18 protein-coding genes, 7 pseudogenes, 1 riboswitch and 1 other annotated feature are annotated in these 22927 nt (G+C 35.4%); of the genes and pseudogenes, 9 read left to right on the forward strand and 16 right to left on the reverse strand.

Annotated features, from left to right (window positions below; translation table 11 throughout):
• Positions 1-56: 56 nt before the first annotated feature.
• Together SRT_RS06895 and SRT_RS06900 are read right to left on the reverse strand one after the other, a co-directional pair.
• A pseudogene (locus tag SRT_RS06895) lies at positions 57-445 on the reverse strand (DUF4430 domain-containing protein).
• The gene (locus SRT_RS06900) at positions 429-953 is read right to left on the reverse strand and encodes an ECF transporter S component (RefSeq protein ID WP_128833541.1); all 525 of its coding nucleotides are present in this window, start codon (positions 951-953) and stop codon (positions 429-431) included. Before SRT_RS06900 ends, SRT_RS06895 begins: the two are co-directional and overlap by 17 nt.
• Positions 954-1218: 265 nt before the next feature.
• Here SRT_RS06900 and SRT_RS06905 point away from each other — a divergent pair.
• The 7 genes and pseudogenes from SRT_RS06905 (at position 1219) to SRT_RS06935 (ending at position 6263) form a co-directional block, all read left to right on the forward strand.
• Positions 1219-2063: pseudogene (locus SRT_RS06905) on the forward strand (glycoside hydrolase family 25 protein).
• Positions 2064-2102: 39 nt separating this feature from the next.
• Positions 2103-2203: riboswitch (TPP riboswitch) on the forward strand.
• A gap of 54 nt (positions 2204-2257) precedes the next feature.
• Positions 2258-2827, forward strand: coding sequence for an energy-coupled thiamine transporter ThiT (gene thiT, locus SRT_RS06910; protein ID WP_161940038.1), 570 nt, complete (start codon positions 2258-2260; stop codon positions 2825-2827).
• 179 nt (positions 2828-3006) lie between these two features.
• Positions 3007-3900 carry a peptidoglycan recognition protein family protein gene (locus SRT_RS06915; RefSeq protein ID WP_373276250.1) on the forward strand — a complete coding sequence of 298 codons (894 nt, stop codon included), beginning with the start codon at positions 3007-3009 and terminating at the stop codon, positions 3898-3900.
• Positions 3901-3943: 43 nt separating this feature from the next.
• Complete coding sequence (locus SRT_RS06920; RefSeq protein WP_128833544.1) at positions 3944-4786, forward strand: DUF368 domain-containing protein; 843 nt, start codon at positions 3944-3946, stop codon at positions 4784-4786.
• Positions 4783-5256 (forward strand): aminoacyl-tRNA deacylase, encoded by a 474-nt coding sequence (locus SRT_RS06925; protein WP_128833545.1) that lies wholly within the window; start codon positions 4783-4785, stop codon positions 5254-5256. The genes SRT_RS06920 and SRT_RS06925 overlap by 4 nt, the downstream gene beginning before the upstream one ends.
• 4 nt (positions 5257-5260) lie before the next feature.
• On the forward strand, positions 5261-5629 hold the full coding sequence (locus SRT_RS06930; protein WP_128833546.1) for a YccF domain-containing protein: 369 nt from the start codon (positions 5261-5263) through the stop codon (positions 5627-5629).
• A 7-nt stretch (positions 5630-5636) separates the two neighbouring features.
• Positions 5637-6263: a histidine phosphatase family protein gene (locus SRT_RS06935; protein WP_128833547.1), complete on the forward strand. Its 627-nt coding sequence runs from the start codon at positions 5637-5639 to the stop codon at positions 6261-6263.
• A 213-nt stretch (positions 6264-6476) separates the two neighbouring features.
• Here the strand turns inward: SRT_RS06935 and rplT are convergent, their stop codons facing one another.
• The 5 genes and pseudogenes from rplT to SRT_RS06960 all read right to left on the reverse strand — a co-directional run bounded on the left by rplT (position 6477) and on the right by SRT_RS06960 (position 8985).
• Positions 6477-6836, reverse strand: a complete 360-nt coding sequence (gene rplT, locus SRT_RS06940) for a 50S ribosomal protein L20 (RefSeq protein WP_128833548.1) — start codon at positions 6834-6836, stop codon at positions 6477-6479.
• Between the two features lie 44 nt (positions 6837-6880).
• On the reverse strand, positions 6881-7081 hold the full coding sequence (rpmI, locus tag SRT_RS06945) for a 50S ribosomal protein L35 (protein ID WP_002263327.1): 201 nt from the start codon (positions 7079-7081) through the stop codon (positions 6881-6883).
• Positions 7082-7100: 19 nt separating this feature from the next.
• A pseudogene (infC, locus tag SRT_RS06950) lies at positions 7101-7645 on the reverse strand (translation initiation factor IF-3).
• 14 nt (positions 7646-7659) lie between these two features.
• Positions 7660-7786: a sequence feature (ribosomal protein L20 leader region), on the reverse strand.
• Between the two features lie 23 nt (positions 7787-7809).
• A pseudogene (gene cmk, locus SRT_RS06955) lies at positions 7810-8492 on the reverse strand ((d)CMP kinase).
• 10 nt (positions 8493-8502) lie between these two features.
• Positions 8503-8985 (reverse strand): SAG1386/EF1546 family surface-associated protein, encoded by a 483-nt coding sequence (locus SRT_RS06960; RefSeq protein ID WP_128833549.1) that lies wholly within the window; start codon positions 8983-8985, stop codon positions 8503-8505.
• Between the two features lie 45 nt (positions 8986-9030).
• Between SRT_RS06960 and SRT_RS06965 the strand changes: the two genes are divergently transcribed.
• A complete protein-coding gene (locus tag SRT_RS06965; RefSeq protein WP_128833550.1) occupies positions 9031-9225 on the forward strand; it encodes a ferredoxin in 195 nt (64 codons plus the stop codon).
• Here SRT_RS06965 and SRT_RS06970 read toward each other — a convergent pair.
• From SRT_RS06970 to SRT_RS06990, 5 genes and pseudogenes are all read right to left on the reverse strand, one after another.
• Positions 9217-9700 (reverse strand): annotated as a pseudogene (locus SRT_RS06970) (EbsA family protein). The gene SRT_RS06965 and the pseudogene SRT_RS06970 overlap by 9 nt on opposite strands.
• 55 nt (positions 9701-9755) lie before the next feature.
• Positions 9756-10977: pseudogene (pepT, locus tag SRT_RS06975) on the reverse strand (peptidase T).
• A 92-nt stretch (positions 10978-11069) separates the two neighbouring features.
• Positions 11070-11669, reverse strand: a complete 600-nt coding sequence (locus tag SRT_RS06980) for a DUF6287 domain-containing protein (protein WP_128833552.1) — start codon at positions 11667-11669, stop codon at positions 11070-11072.
• 20 nt (positions 11670-11689) lie between these two features.
• Positions 11690-14629 carry an autolysin AtlA gene (atlA, locus tag SRT_RS06985; RefSeq protein ID WP_128833553.1) on the reverse strand — a complete coding sequence of 980 codons (2940 nt, stop codon included), beginning with the start codon at positions 14627-14629 and terminating at the stop codon, positions 11690-11692.
• A gap of 245 nt (positions 14630-14874) precedes the next feature.
• A complete protein-coding gene (locus tag SRT_RS06990; RefSeq protein WP_128833554.1) occupies positions 14875-15372 on the reverse strand; it encodes a YkgJ family cysteine cluster protein in 498 nt (165 codons plus the stop codon).
• Positions 15373-15439: 67 nt separating this feature from the next.
• On the opposite strand from SRT_RS06990, the gene SRT_RS11440 reads away from it, so the two are divergent.
• A complete protein-coding gene (locus SRT_RS11440) occupies positions 15440-15589 on the forward strand; it encodes a type II toxin-antitoxin system Phd/YefM family antitoxin (protein ID WP_128833555.1) in 150 nt (49 codons plus the stop codon).
• A gap of 343 nt (positions 15590-15932) precedes the next feature.
• On the opposite strand, the gene SRT_RS07000 is transcribed toward SRT_RS11440, so the two are convergent.
• From SRT_RS07000 to SRT_RS11270, 4 genes and pseudogenes are all read right to left on the reverse strand, one after another.
• Positions 15933-16337 carry an SMI1/KNR4 family protein gene (locus tag SRT_RS07000; RefSeq protein ID WP_128833556.1) on the reverse strand — a complete coding sequence of 135 codons (405 nt, stop codon included), beginning with the start codon at positions 16335-16337 and terminating at the stop codon, positions 15933-15935.
• 1 nt (position 16338) lies between these two features.
• Entirely contained in the window at positions 16339-16935 is a 597-nt protein-coding gene (locus SRT_RS07005) for an HNH/ENDO VII family nuclease (RefSeq protein WP_128833557.1), read from the reverse strand.
• Positions 16932-20288, reverse strand: coding sequence for an ATP-binding protein (locus tag SRT_RS07010; RefSeq protein WP_128833558.1), 3357 nt, complete (start codon positions 20286-20288; stop codon positions 16932-16934). Before SRT_RS07010 ends, SRT_RS07005 begins: the two co-directional genes overlap by 4 nt.
• 15 nt (positions 20289-20303) lie before the next feature.
• Positions 20304-22859 (reverse strand): annotated as a pseudogene (locus SRT_RS11270) (dynamin family protein).
• Positions 22860-22927: the final 68 nt, after the last annotated feature.

The following is a 22927-nucleotide window of genomic DNA, read 5'->3' on the forward strand; positions in this document are numbered from 1 at the left end:
ATCTTTATTCAACTGTAAGCATCTTATTTAACACAAAAAATAAAGAACTAGGCAGCCTAGTTCTTACCTTTATAAACTTTCAAATAAAATTCGATTTTATCCCCATTTTTGACCTTAACCTTATCAGCAGCTTTTGATGCCAGCTTATCATTAACATCAAACATCCAATACCTGCCTGCTTTTTTATCCTGAGCGACACCGTCAATAGCAGTGATAAAACCACCGCTTTCTTTAACTTTATAGTTGTTTTTTAAGACATCCATAACAGTAGCACCTTTTTTGAAAGCGACTTTTTCATCGGTTTTATTAGAATCCGTTTTAACAATTAATCGGACCTTAGTCTCTTCAGATGATTGACTTGTTTTTTACCGGTACTGCTATTGCTGCAAGCTACCAGGAAAAAAACGGATAGTGATAAGACGATAACATTAATTATTTTTCGCATGAGACGATAACCTCCTAAAGATTGATAATATAATTGGGTAAAAGAACAAAGTCGAGATAGCATGAGCTAAATTAAAAGTCATTCCTGCTATGATATAGGCTAAAATTGGAGTAGAAAATAAGAGAGCAGAATAAGTATCAATCAAGATACCATATACAATTCCCATTAACCCTGCCAAAACAGACTGCAGACCAAGCTCATTAACATTACCAAATCGAAAAAGTTTTGTCATAGGATAAAGGCAAAATTTCCAAAGGCAAATAACTAGACCAAAGCTGATAAGTTGCCCCAAGACCCAAGGACCGAACCCCAGCAAAAAACTTGTAATCAACATGGTTACAGCCATGATTAAAAAACTTTCCCAAAAACCATAAAAAACGGCACATACTAGAAAGATAGCAGTGATAGGCTGAATATTGGGCAAAGCTGAAAAGGCAAGTCGCAAAACAATGGCTAAAGCTGATAAAATAGCAATACGGCTAATTTGCTTTAAGGTTTTCTTCTCCATAATTTCAGTCTACCGAAAAGCTCAAAAACTGTCAAGATGATAAAATAGGCTAAATGATTGAATGTTTTTAAGTTCATGTAACTGTAAATGATGACCATCACCTGACCCACTATTACCTTTTTGTTTATCTTTCATATAACATTATTAGCTCGCCTTACCATACTTACAGTAACAATACTAAGACTATAGCAATTTAAAACTACATTTCAACATCTCAGATAGACATGTTTTGCTTTTTTCAAAACTTTACGCTACAATAAATGAGATGAGAAGAAGAATTAAGCCTGTCTTTGTTCTAGCTTTCTTTAGTTTGTTCGCCTTGATTATCATCTTAGGGAATATTCAAGTTGAAAATGCCCGACAAAAAGAATTAAGAGCTGCCCAAGCAGCCATTCCTGCCACGGAACAAAATTCAGAGAAAGCTAAAACAAATTCAGATGGAGACACCTTTACTCTTAATCCGATTGTTGATATCTCGGGTTGGCAGCTGCCTAGCGAAATTGACTATGATACCCTATCAAAAAACATTTCAGGAGCCATTGTCCGCGTCCAAGGCGGCTCAGGCATCGCCAAAAAAATAATGCAGCTCACAGTTCCGGAATTGATAAATCGTTTAAGACTCATATTGAAGAGTTCCAAAAACGCGGCGTACCCGTAGCTGTCTATGCATATGTCCGTGGCTCCAGCGTCAAGAAAATGAAAGCTGAAGCAAAGACTTTTTACAAAAATGCATCTCCCTATAATCCAACTTTCTATTGGCTCGATGTTGAAGAAAAGACAATGCCTAATATGGACAAGGGAGTTAAAGCTTTTCGAGATGAATTAAAACGCCTTGGTGCTGAAAAAGTTGGCATTTATATTGGGACTTATTTTATGGAAGAGCACAGTATTTCAGCAAAAGGATTTGATGCTATCTGGATTCCAACTTATGGTACTGACTCGGGCTACTTTGAAGCAGTTCCTAAAACCAAACTGAATTATGATCTGCATCAATACACCTCTCAAGGCCATATTGAAGGCTTCAAGAATACACTTGATCTTAATCAGATCGCTGTCAATAAAGATACAAAATCCACTTATGAAAAATTATTTGGATCAAGCAACCAATAACCTTGACACAATTGCCACTTTCATTTTATAATATAAGTAAACTATCACAAGGAGTGCTAACCTTAGCTGAGATTGCATTTGCAAAATCCTATGGACCTGATCTAGTTAATACTAGCGTGGGAATGTGATTCGTTTCATGAATGAACTAAATGAACACACATGGACTCCTTGGATTGTACAAGGAGGTCTTTTTTATGTCTAAAAATGCTGTTATCCTAGTTGAAACCGCTCTAATTGCCGCCTTAGCTATGGCTCTTTCAATGATACCTGACTTTGCAAGTTGGTTTACACCCTCTTTTGGAGCTATTCCTCTCGTCTTATTCGCCTTAAGAAGAGGAAGTAAATTTGGAGTGTTAGCAGGCTTCCTTTGGGGATTACTGCATTTTCTTTTAGCAAAAGTTTATTATCTAGCGCTTTCACAAGTGTTTCTTGAATACATCTTAGCTTTCTTCTGTATGGGGCTGGCAGGTATAACTAAACAACCCTTTCAAGCGGCCTTGAAAAACGGAAATAAGCCGAAAGCCTTGATCTTTGCCACACTAGGTGCATTCATAGCTATCTTCACCAGATATATCTGTCATTATATTGCAGGTTTCCTTTTTTGGGGAAGTTATGCACCCAAAGGAATGTCCCCTTTTTGGTACTCTTTCACTGTTAATGGCAGTGCTGGCTTGCTTACTTTCTTAGTTGTTATTCTTATCCTTATGTTTTTAGTTCCAAGCCAGCCACAACTCTTTTTGCCAGCTGAAAAGAAGAACATATAAACGAATGCGTTTGAAAAACAAGAAATGTTGGTATCCCTTTCTTAAACGAGAATTTATAATTCAGTTTTTTTAAGTTAATCATGCTATTATATAGATATGGTTAAAAAGAAAAATATAAAAAGCAACTGACTAGTCATCAAAGACGCCCTTATAAAAAGAAAAAGCAAATTAACTATCATATGATAATCGTTTCTTTGCTTCTCCTACTTGGATTCAGCGGCTTTCTTTACCAACATCGTTTTCATGTTTCCAATTCTTATGAAATAACACAAACAGCTACAATTATACCAACATCACCAGTAACACTCTATTGCCATTTATTTGATTTTAATACAGATAAATTGAAACAAACTACTACAGTGCAAGTGACAGGCTATCGTTTAACACATCTAAGAGGAAAAACAATGACTTTAGCCAAGGTAAAATTAAGGGGACACACTTACTACCTTGATGCTAAACATCTTCAGATTCAACATACAAATGCAATCAATCAGTATATTGCCAGTTTAAACTACCCTCATACCGAAATAACCAAAAATATCTATCATCAGTTTGCCCAAAAATCTTATTTGGGAACAAGTGGTAAACCAAAGGGTATTATTATTCATGATACTGGAAATGACAGTTCTTCTATCCAAAGTGAAGTAACCTATATGGAAAAAAATTATAAATCATCTGGGGTATTTGTTCATAGCTTCCTTGATAAAAATAATATTTTACAAATTGCTGATGACAGTTATATGGCTCAGGGGGCTGGTCCCAAGGGAAATCCTTATTATTTACAATTTGAAATGACACATGAGCACAATAAGGATGATTTTGCTAGACAAACAGCTAATGCAGCCTACTATACAGCTTTTATGCTTAAAAAATATAAATTGCCTGTCACTTTAGGGCAAAAAGATACATCAGGAACAGTCTGGACACATCAAATGGTTTCTTCTTATCTTGGTGGAACTAATCATCAAGATCCTGATGATTATTGGGCACAGGCTGCAGCAGATTTTTTTGCTAGCTCTTATTCTATTAAAAATTTTTTAGACTTAATTCAGGCCTACTATAATCAACTTTAAAATGATATAATAAAGTGATTTATTATTTATTTTGGAGGAAAACATGATTTCTTGGTTAACAAGATTGATCAAAGGTGTTATCATTGCTCTTGGATTTATTTTACCCGGTGTATCAGGCGGTGTTTTAGCATCTATCTTAGGATTGTATGAACGCATTATTTCATTTTTAGCACATTTGTCAAAAGATTTTGTTAAAAATGTTCTCTTTTTTATTCCTGTTGGAATTGGTGGTATTTTAGGTATCGCTCTTTTTTCAGCTCCCTTGGAATATCTGCTGAAACATTACCAAGTTCCTGTTCTGTGGGCTTTTACAGGAACAATCGTCGGAACCTTACCAACCTTATTTTCTGAATCAACGCAAAAATCCAGACGTGATAGTAAGGATTGGATTTGGTTGCTGGGAACCTTTATGATCTCCGGTCTCCTGCTTTTCTTTTTAAATGATTTAGTTGGTACAATTCCTGCTAACTTTGTTAGCTTTATTCTTGCTGGTGCTTTGATTGCTTTAGGTGTGTTGGTTCCAGGACTTAGCCCATCTAATCTCCTTTTAATTATGGGACTTTATGCCCCTATGTTAACAGGCTTTAAGAACCTTGATTTAGTAGGAGTTTTTCTGCCAATTGCTATGGGTGGTGCTGCTACCATGCTACTTTTTTCAAAGGCCATGGATTATGCTCTCAATCACTACCATTCACGCGTTTATCACTTTATCCTGGGACTTGTTCTTTCGAGTACCCTCTTAATCATTATTCCAAATCCTAGAAATGCCGAAAGTATCTCTTATGCTGGCAGGGGTTTTACAACCTTTTTAATGGCTGCTCTGTTCCTTATAGCAGGTATTGCTCTTGGAGCTTGGATGAGTAAACTTGAGGAAAAATACAAATGAGCAAGAAAAAGAAATTAAAGAAAACCTTGGTTGATCAAATTTTAGATAAGGCCAAGATTAGGCACGATAGCTTAGCACTCAATGCCTTGGAAGGCGATTTGCCAGAAGATATCCAAAAGGAGGATATTTTTAAAACACTGGCACTAATTGGCGATAAAACTGGACCACTTATTGGAATTATTCCCATAACAGAGCATCTTTCTGAAAAGAAATTAGCCAAAGTATCTGCAAATAAAAAAGTTACCATGATTCCCCAAAAAGAACTCCAAAAAATAACAGGCTATGTTCATGGTGCTAATAATCCTGTTGGTATTAGACAAAAGCATCATTTCCCAATTTTTATTGATTCTATAGCTTTAGAAAAGGGACAAATCATTGTATCAGCAGGTGAGATAGGACGTTCCATTCGTATCAACAGCCAAGTTTTAGCTGACTTTGTTGAAGCTCAATTTGCTGATTTAAAGGAGTGATAACATGCGTTTATTAGGAAATATTGTTTGGTTTTTATGTGCTGGGTTATTATCTTTTATCGGTTGGTCTCTAGCGGGAATTATTCTTTGTCTGACTGTTATTCTCATTCCTTTTGGGCTTCAATGTTTTAAGATTGCAGGTTTTGGACTCTTTCCTTTTGGAAAATCGATTTCCCCTTCCAGTAATGTTTCCAGCCTTATTTTAAATATCATCTGGATTTTAGTCATTGGTTGGGAATTGGCGGTGATACACTTAGCGTCTGCTTTCCTCCTTTGTATTACTATTATAGGAATTCCCTTTGCATTACAGTCTATCAAGATGGCTGGCATCAGTCTTTTTCCTTTTGGTATAACAATTATAAAAGAGGTATAAACTAAACATGAAATTGTATTTTGTAAGACATGGTAAAACGGAGTGGAATCTAGAAGGACGTTTCCAAGGGGCAAACGGTGATTCACCACTTTTAGACACTTCTATCCTAGAGCTCAAAGCATTGGGCCACTACCTCAAAGATATCCAATTTGATCACATTTATTCCAGTGATCTAAAAAGGGCTAAATTAACCAGTCAAATTATTAATCAGGAAAATAAGCACCCTGTGAAAATTAAATATACCAAAACCTTACGAGAATGGAATTTAGGTAGTCTGGAAGGTCAAAAAATCAGCCTTGTCACTTCTATTTATCCCAAACAAATGAAAGCTTTCCGTCATAATTTAGCACAATTTAACAATTCAATGTTTGATGCTGAATCCGTCTATCGTGTGACACATCGTGTTTCTGATTTTATCAAATCATTACAAAAGAAAAAGGCTCAAAATATCTTAATAGTCGGACATGGTGCAACTTTGACCGCCTCTATTCAAACATTATTAGGCTGTGAACCTGCTCAACTACGACGTGACGGTGGTCTTGATAATGCTAGTGTGACCATTTTAGAAACAAAAGACTTTGAACGGTTTAAACTCCTTAAGTGGAATGACACCTCTTATAAAAAAGAATTGTAAAATAAACAAAAGCTTAAGTATCAAGCGGCCAATGCAAGCCGTTTTCTTTGTCTATTTATGAGCAGCATAAAATCTCAATCATAAAAAAACATCTGAAAACTAGTTTTCAGATGTTTTTTTATTGCAAAAAGTTTTACTTTCGTATAACTTTTCCCTTCAAAAGTAGCTATCAAGTAGAGGACACCATAAACTTGACAGTCAACAGCAAAAAAATTATTTGCCAAGTTTTTCTTTAGCCGCATCTGCAAGAGCTGTAAAAGCCGCTGCATCGTTAACCGCTAAATCTGCAAGCATTTTGCGATTAACTTCGATTTCAGCCAACTTCAAACCATGCATTAATTGTGAATATGACAATCCATTCATGCGCGCTGCTGCATTGATACGTGTAATCCATAATTTACGGAAATCACGCTTTCTTTGACGACGGTCACGATAAGCATAATAGTATGAATTCATTACTTGTTCTTTTGCAGTACGGAACAAGATATGTTTTGCGCCATAGTATCCTTTAGCTAATTTTAAAACACGTTTACGACGTTTACGTGAAACAACGCCACCTTTAACACGAGCCATTTATATAATCCTCCGATAATTCTTTCTATTCTTTTAAATTACTCTTATTTTAAGCGAGTAAGCATTGACTTAATACGTTTGAAATCTCCTGAATGCACCATTGATGCTTTACGAAGATGACGACGTTGTTTCTTAGTTTTACCGTGGAAGCGGTGAGAGGTGTATGCACGGAAGCGTTTCAATCCACCTGAACCTGTACGTTTAAAACGTTTAGCTGATGCGCGGTGTGTTTTTTGTTTTGGCATTTTAATATTTCTCCTACTTTTATTTACTGGTTAATTTATTTTTATCTGGAATTGGTGCAAGCTGCATGAACATTTGACGGCCATCCATCTTAGCTCTTTGCTCAATAATAGCAATATCTTGCGTTGCCTCAGCAAAATCAGCTAAAACTTTTGCTCCAATTTCCTTATGAGTAATCATACGTCCCTTAAAACGAATAGAAACTTTAACCTTATTTCCTTTTTCAAGGAACTTACGCCCATTACGAAGCTTTGTCTCAAAGTCACCCTTATCAATAACTGGACTTAAACGGACTTCTTTAATGGTAACAACGCTTTGCTTCTTACGTTGTTCTTTTGTTTCTTTTGATACTCAAATTTGAACTTACCATAGTCCATAATACGAGCAACAGGCGGTGTAGCCTGCGGCTGAATTAAAACTAAGTCGACATTAGCATCATCTGCAATAGCCTGTGCTTGAGCTAATGGTTTAATTCCTAATTGTTCACCATCAAGACCAATAAGACGAACTTCGCGGACACGAATTTCATTGTTAATGAACAAATCTTTTTTAGCGATAGTCTTCACCCCTTCATTATTTTTTCGAGAAAACAAAACGGACTTGATAAATCAAGCCCGTATACACATAATATCCCACAGGAACTTTAACATGTTGGGCCAGACAACTTTAAGTCGCAAGGCGAGAAGTTCTCACTTCTGCTTTTCTCACTTAAAATAGAATAACAAAATTTTTAAGACCTGTCAATAATATTTTGTGCTTTTTTTTCAATAAAGTTAACGACACCTGCAATATCGATGCCCGTTGTGTCAAAAGTGATAGCATCAGCTGCAGGTTTTAACGGAGAAATTTTCCTATGACTATCCTTATAGTCACGCTCAGCAATTTCTTTTTTAATGTATTAAAATCTGTTTGAATTCCTTTTTCAAGATTTTCTCTGTAACGTCGCTCAGCTCTTTCCTCAACAGAAGCAATCAAAAAAATCTTGAGCTCAGCATCAGGCAAAACAACTGTCCCAATATCACGCCCATCCATTACGATACCGCCTTTTTTGGCCAATTGTTGTTGCAAATCAACCAATGTTTTACGCACCAAGGGCAAGGCAGCAACGGTTGATACATTATTGGTCACTTCATTTTCACGAATAGGGTGACTAACTTCAACATCACCAACAAAAACGAGTTGTTCACTATCATCCTTACGACGCCCAAAACTGATAGGATAATCCTTCAAAAGTTTAACAATGGCCCGCTCGTCCGTTAGCGATGTATCATTTTGCAAGGCTAAATAGGTTGCTGAACGATACATGGCACCTGTATCCAAATAAACATAACCTAACTTTTTAGCGATAAGCTTAGCTACTGTACTTTTACCGCTGGAAGCAGGGCCATCAATAGCAATTTTAATACTCGTCATATCAACCTCTCTACTTAATCTTGATATTATCCCCAGGGTTGGCGTACCAATAACCCTGCGTCATATGTTCTGGATTCAGCTCATAGAGTTTATCAACAGAAATACCTGCACGCGCAGCAATTGCTGCAGCCCCTTCACCTCCTTGAACTGTAATTGTCTCACCATCACTGTCTGAAGAGGAACTTGTCGTTTCACTTGAACTTGTTTCTGCTTCTGTTGTCTGTTCATCAGTTTGACTACTTGCCTTATTTGTATCTTTTTTGACCGTTTTAGAGGAACCATAGAAACCCGAAGTGGCTGCTTTTTCATTGCTTCCGCCATTTGAAGTATAAAGTACAAAAAATAAAATACCAATAATAATCAAGAAAAAGAGGCTCAATAGGATTGTTAAAATAGGTGTACTGATAATACTAGCATCCTTTGAATTTCTTGTCATTTCTTCATTATCAGTAGTTGCATCAGTTACTTTTTCTTCCCATGGTTTATTTGACATGATTTTCCCCTTGTTAAAAATTAATAATAGTATTACAATGTTACTATGAAAGTAGCAATTATCCCAGAAAAATGTATTGCCTGCGGGCTTTGTCAAACCTATTCAGGCGTTTTTGATTATAATGATGATGGTATTGTCATTTTTACAGACAGCAAGGAAAAGGTAAAAACAGTTGCCGATGATCCAGATATCCTTATGGCTGTTAAAAATTGTCCAACAAAAGCTCTTACATTACCGTAAAGGCTTTTTTCTTTTTATAAGCTTCAAAATAATCAAGATTGATAAAATTATCAATGAGCTCTACTTCTCCCTTAAAGTCCGGATGAAGTGCCAAAGCATCTAAAAAATATTTTTTAGGCCACTTACGCATATAGAAGAGACACTTTTTCTTACCTTTTACAACCAGAGTTACTGTTGACTTTGTTACCTCCACTTTTTTGATATCTGCAATAGCAATTTTTGAAGGCTTAAAAACATTTAAAGAAACAACCCGTAAAATGCCATTATTTTCAATCACAAAGTAGCGATGAAAACCAGCACCAACTAAAACAACAAATGTAATGAATAAAATAAAGAAATACTGCGGAATAGATGTTTGTTCATACAAAAGTGATAAGGCAATAAAAATTGGCATAATAGTGATAGACCAATAAATAATCAACCATGACAGTTCAGGCTGCCAATGATATCTAACTTTCCCAAATATCTTAATCACTTCGTTTCCTCCATGTCACATTATTTTATCACAGTTATGTCATTTTTACCAAAATTTATTGTTTGAAACAGACAATTCCTATGATAACGTCAACTGCTCTTTGCATCGTTTCTAAACTGACAAATTCAAAGCGACCATGCATATTTTCACCGCCAGCAAAAAGATTGGGGGTCGGCAGACCCATAAAGGAAATTTTAGAACCATCTGTCCCGCCGCGAATCGGTTCAATAATCGGTTCAATCGCTAGGTTTTCCATAACTTTTTTAGCTAGTTTCACGCAGGTCATATCTTTTTTCAATAATTTTTCGCATATTATAATACTGATCATAAATTTGCAATTGCACGCGCTCTGCTCCTAAATGGGCATTCATCTTATCAGTAATTTTCTGCATGAGATCTTTGCGCCTTGCAAAAGCTTCATCATCAAAATCACGAATAATATAACTGGCATGTGCCGCATCAACAGTCCCTTTAAGACTCAAAAGATGATAAAAGCCTTGATATCCTTCAGTCTTTTCAGGCCGGTCCTCTTGTGGCAATTGCCCATGAAAATCCATTGCCAATTGCAATGCATTAACCATCTGATTCTTAGCTGTACCCGGATGAACATTGCGTCCCACAAAATCAATTTCTGCTGCTGCAGCACTGAAAGTCTCATATTGCAGTTCTCCTAAAGGACCGCCATCAACAGTATAAGCAAAGTCAACATCAAAATCCTCAACATCAAACTGATCAGCACCTCTACCAATTTCTTCATCAGGTCCAAAACCAACTCGAATTTCGCCATGTTCAATTTCAGGATGTTTGACCAGATAATCAATGGCTGTCATAATTTCAGCAATGCCAGACTTATCATCACTGCCGAGAAGAGTAGTTCCGTCTGTGGTAATCAGAGTTTGGCCTAAGTAGTTATTTAAATTAGGAAACTCCTTTGGATCCAAAACGAAATCAGTCTGTCCTAATTGAATAACTTCACCATTATAATTGTCAACAATCTGAGGATTGACGCCCTCAGCATTAAAATCGGCTGTATCCATATGTGCAATAAAACCGATTTTATAAGGAAAATTACCATTTGCAGGCAAAGTTCCTACCAAATAACCATTTTCCAAGTAATGAACATTTTGAAGCCCAATACTTTTCATTTCAGGTTTTAAAATGGTTAAAGCAAAATCAGCCTGAGCTTGTGTTGTTGGTGTTGTTTCACTACTTTCATCACTTCTTGTATTAACCCTGGTATAGGTTAAAAAGCGATTCAATAAATTATCATAAGTCATTTATTACCCCTTACCCTATCTCCTTAATTATAACAGAAAAAACCACGTTTATCTGTGGTTTTTTAAATATTATTTAGAATTTTTTGCTTTGATTAATGGCTTGAAACATGATAATAAACTCGGTTTGTAAATTTGCCACTATTTAAACTCTCAGAAGAAATAATACGATCTTTTGTTTTATCGGATTCATCGCTTTGACCATTAGAAAAATATTGATTAGATAGGATTTTATTGGCTGGCACAATATAAAGAGTCAAATTATTTTTTGTTCCAGTCTCAACATTTAATAAAAGATTGCCGTCTTGATCAATGTTCAACAGACTGACTGTCATTCCAGAGGTTGTCAGACCTCGCTGATCAAATGTCAACGTTTGACCTTCTTCATTTTTCCAAGTTCCTGACATACTACTGTAATCAGCCCTTAAAACAGCGCCTGTATCAATGGGAGCCAGGATTTCCTCGTTATTAGAATGAGAAGAAGACTGACTGCTTTCTGAATGAGCTTCTGTCGTTTGCTTAGTATCAGTTGATCTTTTCGTTTTACCAGCTTGTGACTGCTTTGTTTGCAAAGTAGTCTTTTGAGAAGTCGAGCTGTTTTTTGATGTGCTTTTTTTCTGAGTTGAACACCCTATCAAAAGAAAGACTGTCAAAAATAAACTAATAAGAAAGCAAAAATTTCGTTTTCTTTTCATAAATCAAACGCCTCGTTTCTTTACTGCTGAGTAAATCGGCCAGTATAATCAATATTTTCATCCAAAGCATGAGATAATTTAGGCGATACACTAGTATATTGCCAAGCTGCCGCATTTGCATAATAATTAAAGGATTTAGCTTCTTCTTGAGTCATATAAGTATACCCTTTGGCATAATGAGCAATCCAAAAATTATTAATGCCAAACCTTGTAGTGTCTACTTGTCCACCGCGAATATCCAACCAACTAGCCATAGTATAATGAATCAGGTTGCTATAACCTTGACGCTTCATCTCATCTTGCCAAGCTTGAACATTATTATTAATATTATTCACCATAGAGGACTCTTCCATATCATTTACCATGACAGTTGAAGCTCCCAAACCAAGGGATCTGGCTGCATTAGCAAAATAACGGGCTTCTTCTTGCGCCCCGGACACAGAAGTATAGTGAGCATAGTGGTATGCAGAAACCTTAATACCGGCAGCTCTGGCATTGGCAATTTGAGAACTTGCATAAGGATTGATATAGCTTGTACCTTCTGTTAACTTAACAACCACTCCTTGAATACCTTGTTGTTTCAAACTACTGAATTCGGCCACAGAAATGATTCCATTGTGGCTACTAATATCAATAAAGTAAGATGGTAGAGCAACAGCAGGTTTGTCAGCATTCAAGCTATAGCTTCCAATATTGGTTCCGCTGCTAGTGCCATCAGTATAATCAACATAGACATGAATGTTATAATTTCCTTTAATATATTGATGATTTTTTTCATCAATGGTGACTGTTACCTTACCATCAATAATAGTTGATGAAACATACCAATGAAGGTTAGATTGATCAGCTTCTGACCAAGCAGCTATCCGAACTTCTTTGATCGCTTTACCACCCGCTTCTTGTTTAACAATCATATCTATCGTTCCTGCATTGGCATTATAATTTGAAGCAGCGATAGCAGCATTCCTTGTCTCTGCAACATTAAAGCCATCGGTTGCTGCTAAGCCAACCGTTTTATTGTCAAATTTACTTTGTCCGTAGACATGAACATTATAATGGCCTGTTTCCCCATTATGATCAGCTAACTGAATTTGCGCTGCGTAGGTTCCATCGCCTTGTTTTGTTGCAGGAATCCATTGAATATCATCTTGATTGTTTTTATCTGTCCAGACAGGAATAACTACTGAGCTAATGTAAGCTGGCAGGTTAGAAACAGTCACTTTATAAAGAGCATCAGATTCTTTAGCAATATTAACCTTGGCACTAGGCTGATTAATAGTTATCGTTCTGCCATTGAGTCCAACCATTTTCCCATCTTTAATGATATAAGTATGAATATGATAAAGCCCATAACCACTGTGGTTACTGTAAGCTGCAGTTGCCACCCCATCACTATTTGCACTATACCACTTGAGATCATCTTGACCATTTTGATCCGACCAAACGGCAAATCGTACTTTGGTATAATCTGTAACCGTGTTTGAATCTAATTTGAGAGCAATGCCATCACTAGTTAAATCAGCTGAAACAGCATTTTTCTCAAGCGGTTTATTGATCTGATAAGCCCCTAAAATAGTACCAGAATTTGTCCCATCAGTGTAGTCTGTATAAACATGGACATTGTATTTATCTGAAGTATTTGAATGATTAGCGATATTAATCGTCACAGTTGCCTTATTGTCGACAATTTTTGGTGAATACCACTTAAGGTCATCTTGACCTTTATCTTCAGACCAAACAGCAATATTAACAGCAGATACAGTCTTTGTATCAGATGACCCTTCAACAACAACATCAAAGGTCGTTTTATTTTGGTCATAATTAGCAACAGTTATCCTTGCATTGGGCCTAGTATCATTGCGGTCAAAACCAGAACTAACAGCTAAGCCAATTTGAGATTGGGTTACTGTGCTGTAGCCGTAAATATGAGCTTCATAATGTCCCAAATCATTCTTGTGATTTTGAGTATCAATCAAAACCTTATAACTGCCATCATCAGCCTTGCTGGCATTATACCATTTAAGATCATCTTGACCATTTTGATCTGACCAGACAGGCACCATGATGCTGCTGATAGTATTAGGAACATTAGAAACGGTTAACTCAAAACTCGTTGCTGATTTTCTTTGAATATTAGTTTGTACCTGAGGTTGAGCAATTGTAAGAGCTGTTGCGTTAAGTCCTATCATCTTGCCATTTTGATTGGCATAAGTATGAACATAATAGGTCCCATACTCGCGATGATTCTTGAATTCGGCATAGGCCGCTCCCATATTATTTGCCGTATACCATTTAAGATCATCTTGATCATTTCGAGCTGACCAGACAGCAAATTGAATCTTAGTGTTTCGAGCGATTTGACCGTTATACTGTAGCTTAATCCCTTTTTCTTCCACTACAGCACTTGTGACTTCTTGTGCCTGTGTTTGCTTTTCTTGTGTAAGAGAAGAACGAGCTTGTACGCTGCTTGCTGCAGTCATTTTATTAGAAAGACGTTTGGCATCAGTTTGTTGATCCAAAGGAGCAGATGATGTTGATTGTAATTGATCTGCAGTAGGAGCAGTTTCTGCTTCTACAGAGGGAACAGTCGAAATCTGATCAGCAGTCTGCACAGAACTAGCAGTACTTGCTTGAGACGGAGCTGTTTCAGTCTCATTTGCTTTGGCAGGTGAGCCATTTGTGGCCGCTTTCATAGAGGAAACAGTTGTCTCAGACGTACTTGTTATCGGATTAGATTGTTCCTGTGTTTGCTGCAATTGGACAGTGCTGTCTTGTCCATTATTGCTGACTTCCTGACTTATCTGTGCTGTTGTCACTGGTGATTCAGATATTGATGTCGCATCAGAAGAAATAATTTCTGATGCACTTAGGGATTGGTTTTGCTCATCCGCAGATACTGTATTAGCAGCCATAAATAGGGTCAATGCTAATGGAATCATCAAATAAGTTTTGCTTTTCATTCTTTTCCTAATTTCCTTAAAATATTATTTGTTCATTATATCATGTTTATCAGGACGTCTCAAGATTAAGCATTGTGCTATATATATTCCAATAATTGTGTCATAAAATAATATACACTCTATAAGGCTGTTTTTTATCATTACAAGAGTATATGATTCCCTTTCTCACTGCACGCAGAAATCTTATCTCACAAAAGGAGCTCCTTTTCTATTTCATTACTCAATAGAAACCAAGAGTTCTACTTTTAAGCCAACCTTTCTTGTAATTTTTCTACAAAAAGATAGGCAGCAGGACAAATAAGAGTATTTTGGATAGTCAGATGGTTAATTTGATAAATTTTTTTACGATCTGTATGGGGAAATTCACGGCAGGCCTTGGGGCGAATATCATAGATAGAACAGAGATTATCCTCTCCTAAAAATGGGCAGGGCATAGACTTAAAAACCTTGTCATTGTCTTCGTCCACACGCAAATACATATCCTCAAAGATCGGGAGTCTCATGCGAAAATGCTTTGCAATACGACTGATGTCTGCCTCTGTAAAGAGCGGCCCCAGAGTTTTGCAGCAGTTAGCACACTTAGTACAGTCAATTTCCTTAAAAACTTCTGTATGAACCTCCTGAACGATACTATCTAAATTTTTAGGTGCTTTTTTCTTAAGAGTCGCTAGAAATTTGCGGTGTTCTTTCTGTTTCTGTAGTGCTAATTGGTGGTATTTTTCGATGTCAATTTCTTGTGTCATTATTATACTTTCTTTAATTCTAGTCCTTGAAATTATATCATTTTCTTTCTGTCATTTCATCTAAAATTTGGGAGAAACACTCACGCTTAATATCAGGCTAGTATCAAATTTGAAAAATCATTTCAGCGAAGTGGAACCTGAGGTGATTCAGAATAAAAAATCAGTATTTCTGATAAAAAATAGTTATCCCTCCATGGTAGTGATGAGTTTAGAATAATACTTTTTACTAACAGATAAGCTTGAAAACAAACTTGATGAAGCTGACAAACGAACTGTCACTACAGCTAAGAGATTTTCTACCGATGATGTTTTTAAGAGAGTAAGAAACAGAACTAATGGAAAATAGACAATTCATATTATCTATCCTGCCTTAATCATATCTTCTGTGTTATCGTTGAATCTACCAAAAAAATGCAGCTTATTTTTATAGTAAAAGAAATTTAGATGACCTGTTTTGACAAACCAAAAAAGCACTCAGAAAAATAAGTACTTTTATTCATATTTAACATAGGGTATTATAAATAGTGCTGCCAAAGTCTGAAAACGTTTTAATTGTTATTTTATGATTTTCTTTCAATACATGCTTCAAGATAACCAAGAAGAGAATTGTAAATTTTTTCAGCTGTTCCAGCCTGCCATTGGTAAATATTCCCTTCTGAATCTGAAATAATAATAATATCATCAATATGTAGATCTTCCACTATAAATTTATCATTGGGAAAATTATCATATAATTGACGCGCTTCCAGTGTAGTCAAAATGACATCACAAAATTCATCTGTATTTAATCCCATCCACTCAGTTCCATAAAAACTGATAGAACCAAATTTTTTTAGATATTCTTTAAAGTCATCTGAAAATTGTAACCCCAATCTGCTTTCTGCATTTATTATTTGTTCTTCGCTTGCTGGTTGAGTCTTATAAAGATTGGGAATTAAACTTATTTTATCTGATAATACTGTCATATTAAACTCCTTCTGCAACTGCTTTTAATATAGTTCTTTTATCTGCTTCAAAAGGTATACCATGATCAACACCTGCTTTATTAGGATTATGCAGCATTTTATCATAGCCATTTTGTGTATGCTCTTCCTTAGTCAAAAGTGCATAATGTCCACCCTCAACTTGACCGATATGATGAACCTCCAAAATCTTACCATCTTTTTTTAGTGACAAACCCTGTTCAGCACGTTCTTGATTGGTTCTTCCCTGAACATCTACTGGTTGTTTCATTTCTAAATCTTTTGGCACAAGAACAAATCGATCTTTACCATCGGCAGTTTCTCCAAATTTCATAGGCGCTAAGTTTAATTCATGATAATGCTTTAATTCTTGAAAATTGTACATAGTATCTAAAACTGACTTTGGGAGCCCCCAAGCCCTGCCAATAATAAATTTATCGGTTAACCCAAGCCCGTCATAAGAATAATCAGTGTTGTTTTCCGTTTTCCCAATTCTTTTATCCGAATCAACTCTATTTCCAGACAATTCACCCGATTTTCTATTGATTTCATTAGCAGATGTTTTTATTTCGCTAGTTGGTTTTGCTAAGTTCTCTATCATAAAATTCCTCCTTTTGCAGCCCAGTCCTGAAAAGCTGGTTCATCTTTTAATTCATAGAGATAATAATAAATCATTGTTGCTTGGATAAGGTCGCGTTTGGTTTGTTCTTGAACCCAAAGAGGCAAATGTGTTGCAATTGTTTCACTAAGAGTTATAGTCAATTCTTGATAATCTTTCGTCTTTTTAGATTTTTCACGAACTGCCTCAACTAACTCTGGATATAGTTGACTAGAAATTTTAGCATAGTCGTGCATACTAATTTCCTTATGTGGTTTCGTGAGCCAATCTATAATTCGATGTTTTGTCAATGTATCAATAGTTAAATGGTCAATCAGTTCTCGAATTTCTTTCACTGACATAGCTTCTTCAAGATGCTCACTTTGACTTAAAAGCTCTATGATAGCAAGTTTATCCGTTGTGTCATCATAAGTTTTGTTCGTACGATTATACTGATAAAGTTGATTTGCTCCTTCAAATTTATCAATTTTACACAAGATTGGTTCAATCCATTCATTTTGATAAAGTGCTGCAACACCCTTGGGAAGTTTAGCTAGTTCTGTAATTTGATCATCATTGAGATTAGCTGATTTTCCAACCAGCTCTCTGTCAGAAAAATCTGGCAAACGCATAATCATTTTTGTATTGGTATTTCGAATAACAGCCATATCCATCAAACCAGGAGCTTGATCGGCAATGATAAATCCTTCACCATACGTCCGCATTTCAGCAATTCCGTTAGCAATCATTTCAACGCTCTTGCCAACAAGATTGCTGCCTTCCATGGATTGTTCATTTGAAGTTCGTTTTAAAATATTATGAGCTTCTTCAAGAACGGTTACGTGTTTCAAAGGATTGTTCAAACTATCTGTATGAGTCATGCGATATTCTTGCAGCTTTAAGACCAACATTCCCATAATGAGTGACTTTGTTTCCGTTGAACCAACACGACTTAAATCGATAATCACATTTTTATCAAATAATTCTTCGTCAGTAATGGCTTGATTGGTAAAAATCATACCGTTAATCCCATTTGTTAATGACTCTAAACGTGTAAGCAATGACCCTTTATAAGCGCCTTTATTTTCATTATCATATTCGCTGGAATCAATGATTTCCTTGATATTTCGTGTGACATCTGCAAAGGTTGGATAAAGATCGCCGTAAGAATTTACCGATTTTAATAAATCCCAGCCACTGTCCTCATAAGCCTTTTCAACAGCATTTTTGAGAACTGCAGGCATAGCGGCATACATTGGCCAACATACATTGAAAATTTCAATCAGTCTATCCAAATGCTCCAAAACATGAATTCCTTTTGGAAAGGCAAATGGATTAATACGCAACAGATCACTGAGTTCTGGATTGGTTCCATATACAGAAACGTTCTCATCATTTCCAAAAATATGTTTATACTCACCTTTTGCCGGTTCAACGACAAGGAATTTCACACCGTGTTTGCGGACTTCATCCAAAATCTTGTAAACTGTATTGCTTTTACCTGTTCCAGTACTCCCAGAGATAAAAGTATGAGAAGCTAAAGAGTTTAGACTAATCCTAGCATCTAGCTGCTCAGTATGGTTCATATGGAAAATTTTTCCTAATTTAACAAAGTCTCCTTCTGTCTCTTCATAAGAATTAATATTACGACCAAACTCTGCACATTCAAAAACCGGAAGTCCAGCAATTGATTTTTGTGGAAAATTGAGTGAATAAGCCAGTTCCTTTCCAGACAAAGCGGTTGTTGCAGTCACAACGGCCGGATAGACACTGAAAGATTCATCATTTTCTAAAAGAGCTGGATTGAGTGCAAACATAGGATGCCGCAAATCTTTTAAGTAACCAACAATTTCATTAGCTTTAGCTTGTTCTTCTTGAACATCTCCACGCCACAAATTAACAACAGTCTGAGACATATGAGATTCTTCCCCTTGCGTTAAAGCGAGATAGGAATAGGCTACATTGTTAGCAACAGTTTGGTCTTCACTAAGAATATAGGCTGCGAAGTCCCACATACCAAGAGCGGTACTTTTCTCTAAGCGCTTCATTTGTTCTTCTAACAGCTCAAGCGCATGTTTAATATTATGATTGGTAAAAGATTGGGTAATCCCTTCATTTTTGCCAATAGTTGCGGTTACATTAGATGTACGAGCAAAATTGGCACCAAAGTTCATGCCAAAGTTAAGAGCTTTTGAAGCACCTGTAGCTAAAGCAGTTGATTTTGAGAATGCATTACCAGCAGATTCTGCAACAGATTTTGTGATTCCTTTTGCAACTGACTTACCTTTAGAGGTAAACCAACTTTTTGTAGCTGAAATACCAGTTCCTTTAAAACCTACTGAAGCTGACAATGAGTCACCCTCTCCTTTAGATTTATTATTTGTTTTTGTTGTACTGGTACCCTCTGTTTCTGTTATTCCTTCCGTATTTGTCTGTCCACTGGTATCCGTAACAGATGAATTTGTCCCAGTCTGGGTTCCAGCACTGGCACCAACGTTAATGCCGACTGTTGCTGCTGAACCACGCGCATCAGCTTCTGTATAAGTGTAATTAGTCTGCCAAGAAGCATAAGGAGCTAAATCAGAATAAATCTGCGATAAGGTCAATTTCCTTTCAGCAATATCCTGAATCGGTGTGGCTAAAAGTACTAAAATATATTCTTGCTGAGCTGTTGTTGGAATGATACCATCTAGCAACTTCTCAATGGTCTGACTAACGAATTTTTCAGATTTTTCAGTTGGAACATTAGAAGCAGTTGCCACAGAATAATGTGCATTATTATTAAAGCAAGGTAGCTTTCCTCGTCCAATCTCTTTCCAAGAAGAACCTGGAAAATTTCCTTGAATAGCAGATTCAAGTCTTCTTCGATAGCTTTCAATATCAACATTATTATCAGCATTGTCAATATTAGTAATGGCTAGATAAACATCTGTTTTAATAACTTTGCGATGGAAAACTAAAGAGATGTTACAAGCATCATTGGATAATACTTCATAAACATTAACCAATTTTTCAAGACTATTTTCTTTTTTGTCAATTACCCATTTGGTGATATTAATGTAGCGAATATTATTAGATGATCTAAAATCTTCACCATACTCAGTTTCTTTCTCTACTGGAATATAAAGATCTTCAATTTGCGAGAGATAGGCATTATAAATTTCTACCGCATTAGCAGCTAACAAACGATTGGTTAATTCTTCTGTCTCAGCTCCTGTCATATTGGGAAAATCTGATAAAAACTCTTCACGTTTAGCTTGTACTTGCTCTAACTGCTCTGGACTAAGAGCCGACAGTTTTGCAACAGTATCAGCCCCTTTTCCAGCTACTTTTCTGATAACATTCTTAATCCCCATTATTTAATCCTCTAACTAGTTACTTTTCTTCCAAGCTAATAAATTTACAATTTCTTGAGAATAGACCTTAAGTTGATTCAATTTTAATTCATAATCATCAATTTGAAGATTTTTGTCTACAATTAAATCATTTGCTTTCTTTAAATCAGGATTAAAGTCAACAATATTTTGTTTAATGACTTGCAACAGATTATCTGCCCAGTCTTTATAGTTATTGAGATGATAATCTTTAATTTGAGATATTAGAATCTCTGTTTCTTCATTCAAGGATTGATTATATTTATTAGTTAATTTTTTTAAATCAATTTTATGCGAATTTCCAAATAAAGTTAGGTCACCAATTTGAATTCCTAGTTTAAAATTGTTACGATTGAAAATTTTTGACTCATCATTCTCAAGAGTTATATATTCATAGTCAAAAATCAATTTCTTAATATCTTCACGCTTTTCAAAAGAAAGAGCTTCAGCAGCCCCAATAACTTCTGAAAGATTATCTTTTAGCTTATTAGAATGTGACTCCCAGAATGTAATAGATAAATTGAATAATTTATTTTTGAGCTCTATTAATTCTTTCTGGTAAGTTGTCTTTGCGTGATCAAGCAATTGTTGAGAAACTTGCTCAAAAGCCATATTCTTTTGTTTTACATATTCTTCATTGCTTTTATTTTTATCTCTGAAATCATCTTGTAATTGAATATAAGCAGGTTTAATCGTTGCAAAATTTATGGTCTTTTTAAAAGATTCAAAATTAGTTTTAAGTTAGTTTTAATTTTTCATTTGTCTGGTTATTGAGTTCTTCATAGCTATCTAAATTGAAATCAACTCTCGCATTAACATATAAACTATCACTCAAATCTTTCAAGTGTGACAAAGAGAACAGCTTCTCCTTATCAATTGACTTACTCTGCATTTGCTCAGTGTAATCAGCTTCAAAAATTTTGTCATTAGTTTGTTTTTTAAGATCCACTTCTTCAATTATCTTTTGTTTATTTCTTTCAAGCTCCTCTTGCAGAGATTTTAATTCTCTGCTTGAATCAGCTTTCAAACGACTAATTTCAGCATCCGTTCTCTCAATAATCTTTTCAAGGTAGAGTTTTGCTTGCTGACATTTATTATAAGCAGAGTATTTATTTGCAAACACCTCGATCTCATCTTCAATACTAAAAAGTCCACTGTTGACATAGATGAGTTGATTGCCTTTCCTTCTGACATTCTCTTTCATCCGAGAGACCAACTGTTTGGGAACGATATTATACTGATAAAGTTCTTGATAATATTCTGACTGGCTATTATTGAATTCATTCAAAGACTTTTTGAAGATACGGTCATAATTATCATTAATGAATTGACCGTTATTTTTTGAACCTAGTCCCATGACAGAAGATACAAAGAAAATACCCTCAGAATAAAGATTTCTTGGTATAGATTGATTCAAAATTTGTTGAATTTGTCTTTCATCTAACCCTTCTTTTGGTAGACCAGCCATATCAGCTTTATTAACAATAATTAAAGTAAAACGATCATCAATTTCCTTGATATTTCGTAATTCTTCATATAAATTCTCATTATCCACTGTATCCAAAGAAGTATAATCTGATACAAAAAGAGGGAGACCGTTGCTCATATTTTGCAGAGCCTTTTTTAGCACCTTAAAATGATTTTTATTGGATGATGAATTTGAACCTGGTGTGTCAAAAATAACATATTGTTTGTCTGATTCTGCTAAAATTCCTTGTTTAAAGGGAACTTTAATAGTTATCAAATCAGAAATTGTAAATGAATTATCTGTACCTTCATATTGATTGATAACCTTTAAAAACATGTGCAAAATAGTATCTGAATTTCGAACATTAATCTGTTCAAATTGCTGCTCAATGTTTGGTAACATATCAACAATAGATTCTTTACCTTGAATAATAGTATAAGCATTATCAGAAATATTAATTTGAACAACTGTATCTTTTACCCAAAAATTAATTTGTGAAACATTAGGTTGATAAGATTTTCTAATTTCAAATACTTTCGCTGTGATTGGACGGTCACTATTTGGTAAGATATCACTTCCAATAAGCGAATTAATAAAACTTGATTTACCAGAACTATAATTTCCAACGATGATTAATGGAATTAAGGAGCTATTCGATGATTGCTTGAATTTTTTGATATCGGAATCATCATCTAAACTTTCAGGAATAATCTCTAAAATCTTATCAAAAATTGTTGCAATCCTTGGTAACACTTCTCTTGCATTTTCTAAGGATCTCCCCCTTTCAAAACTTTAATTCTCGAATAAGGAGCCTCTTTAACCAAGTAAATAAGTTCTTGAAACTCATCATCTGTTCCTTCAAACTGCAGCTCAATATCACTGCCATCATCATATTCTTCAATAATAATGTCAATAATTTCTTTTACTGTAAAAGGTAAAAATGATCGCTTCATCTTATCAGATATAAGTTTGCTGTTTTCATTATTCTGATAAGAGATAGACTTCCAAACTCCTGCTTGATTATTCCATTTATCAAACAAAATTTCCTTTTGATACGGATTACTGCTAATCTTGACTTTAACCATATTCTCCACTTCATCTTATTATTTTAACAATATTATATCATATTTATAATACTAACTTATTCTTGAAG

The sequence above is a fragment of the Streptococcus troglodytae genome (assembly GCF_002355215.1).
Taxonomy (GTDB): domain Bacteria; phylum Bacillota; class Bacilli; order Lactobacillales; family Streptococcaceae; genus Streptococcus; species Streptococcus troglodytae.

Excerpts from the sequence above, each read along its gene's own strand:
- SRT_RS06900 (WP_128833541.1), bottom strand. The coding sequence starts at position 953 with ATGGAGAAGAAAACCTTAAAGCAAATTAGCCGTATTGCTATTTTATCA.
- thiT (WP_161940038.1), top strand. The coding sequence starts at position 2,258 with ATGTCTAAAAATGCTGTTATCCTAGTTGAAACCGCTCTAATTGCCGCC.
- SRT_RS06915 (WP_373276250.1), top strand. The coding sequence starts at position 3,007 with ATGATAATCGTTTCTTTGCTTCTCCTACTTGGATTCAGCGGCTTTCTT.
- SRT_RS06920 (WP_128833544.1), top strand. The coding sequence starts at position 3,944 with ATGATTTCTTGGTTAACAAGATTGATCAAAGGTGTTATCATTGCTCTT.
- SRT_RS06925 (WP_128833545.1), top strand. The coding sequence starts at position 4,783 with ATGAGCAAGAAAAAGAAATTAAAGAAAACCTTGGTTGATCAAATTTTA.
- SRT_RS06930 (WP_128833546.1), top strand. The coding sequence starts at position 5,261 with ATGCGTTTATTAGGAAATATTGTTTGGTTTTTATGTGCTGGGTTATTA.
- SRT_RS06935 (WP_128833547.1), top strand. The coding sequence starts at position 5,637 with ATGAAATTGTATTTTGTAAGACATGGTAAAACGGAGTGGAATCTAGAA.
- rplT (WP_128833548.1), bottom strand. The coding sequence starts at position 6,836 with ATGGCTCGTGTTAAAGGTGGCGTTGTTTCACGTAAACGTCGTAAACGT.
- rpmI (WP_002263327.1), bottom strand. The coding sequence starts at position 7,081 with ATGCCAAAACAAAAAACACACCGCGCATCAGCTAAACGTTTTAAACGT.
- SRT_RS06960 (WP_128833549.1), bottom strand. The coding sequence starts at position 8,985 with ATGTCAAATAAACCATGGGAAGAAAAAGTAACTGATGCAACTACTGAT.
- SRT_RS06965 (WP_128833550.1), top strand. The coding sequence starts at position 9,031 with ATGAAAGTAGCAATTATCCCAGAAAAATGTATTGCCTGCGGGCTTTGT.
- SRT_RS06980 (WP_128833552.1), bottom strand. The coding sequence starts at position 11,669 with ATGAAAAGAAAACGAAATTTTTGCTTTCTTATTAGTTTATTTTTGACA.
- atlA (WP_128833553.1), bottom strand. The coding sequence starts at position 14,629 with ATGAAAAGCAAAACTTATTTGATGATTCCATTAGCATTGACCCTATTT.
- SRT_RS06990 (WP_128833554.1), bottom strand. The coding sequence starts at position 15,372 with ATGACACAAGAAATTGACATCGAAAAATACCACCAATTAGCACTACAG.
- SRT_RS07000 (WP_128833556.1), bottom strand. The coding sequence starts at position 16,337 with ATGACAGTATTATCAGATAAAATAAGTTTAATTCCCAATCTTTATAAG.
- SRT_RS07005 (WP_128833557.1), bottom strand. The coding sequence starts at position 16,935 with ATGATAGAGAACTTAGCAAAACCAACTAGCGAAATAAAAACATCTGCT.
- SRT_RS07010 (WP_128833558.1), bottom strand. The coding sequence starts at position 20,288 with ATGGGGATTAAGAATGTTATCAGAAAAGTAGCTGGAAAAGGGGCTGAT.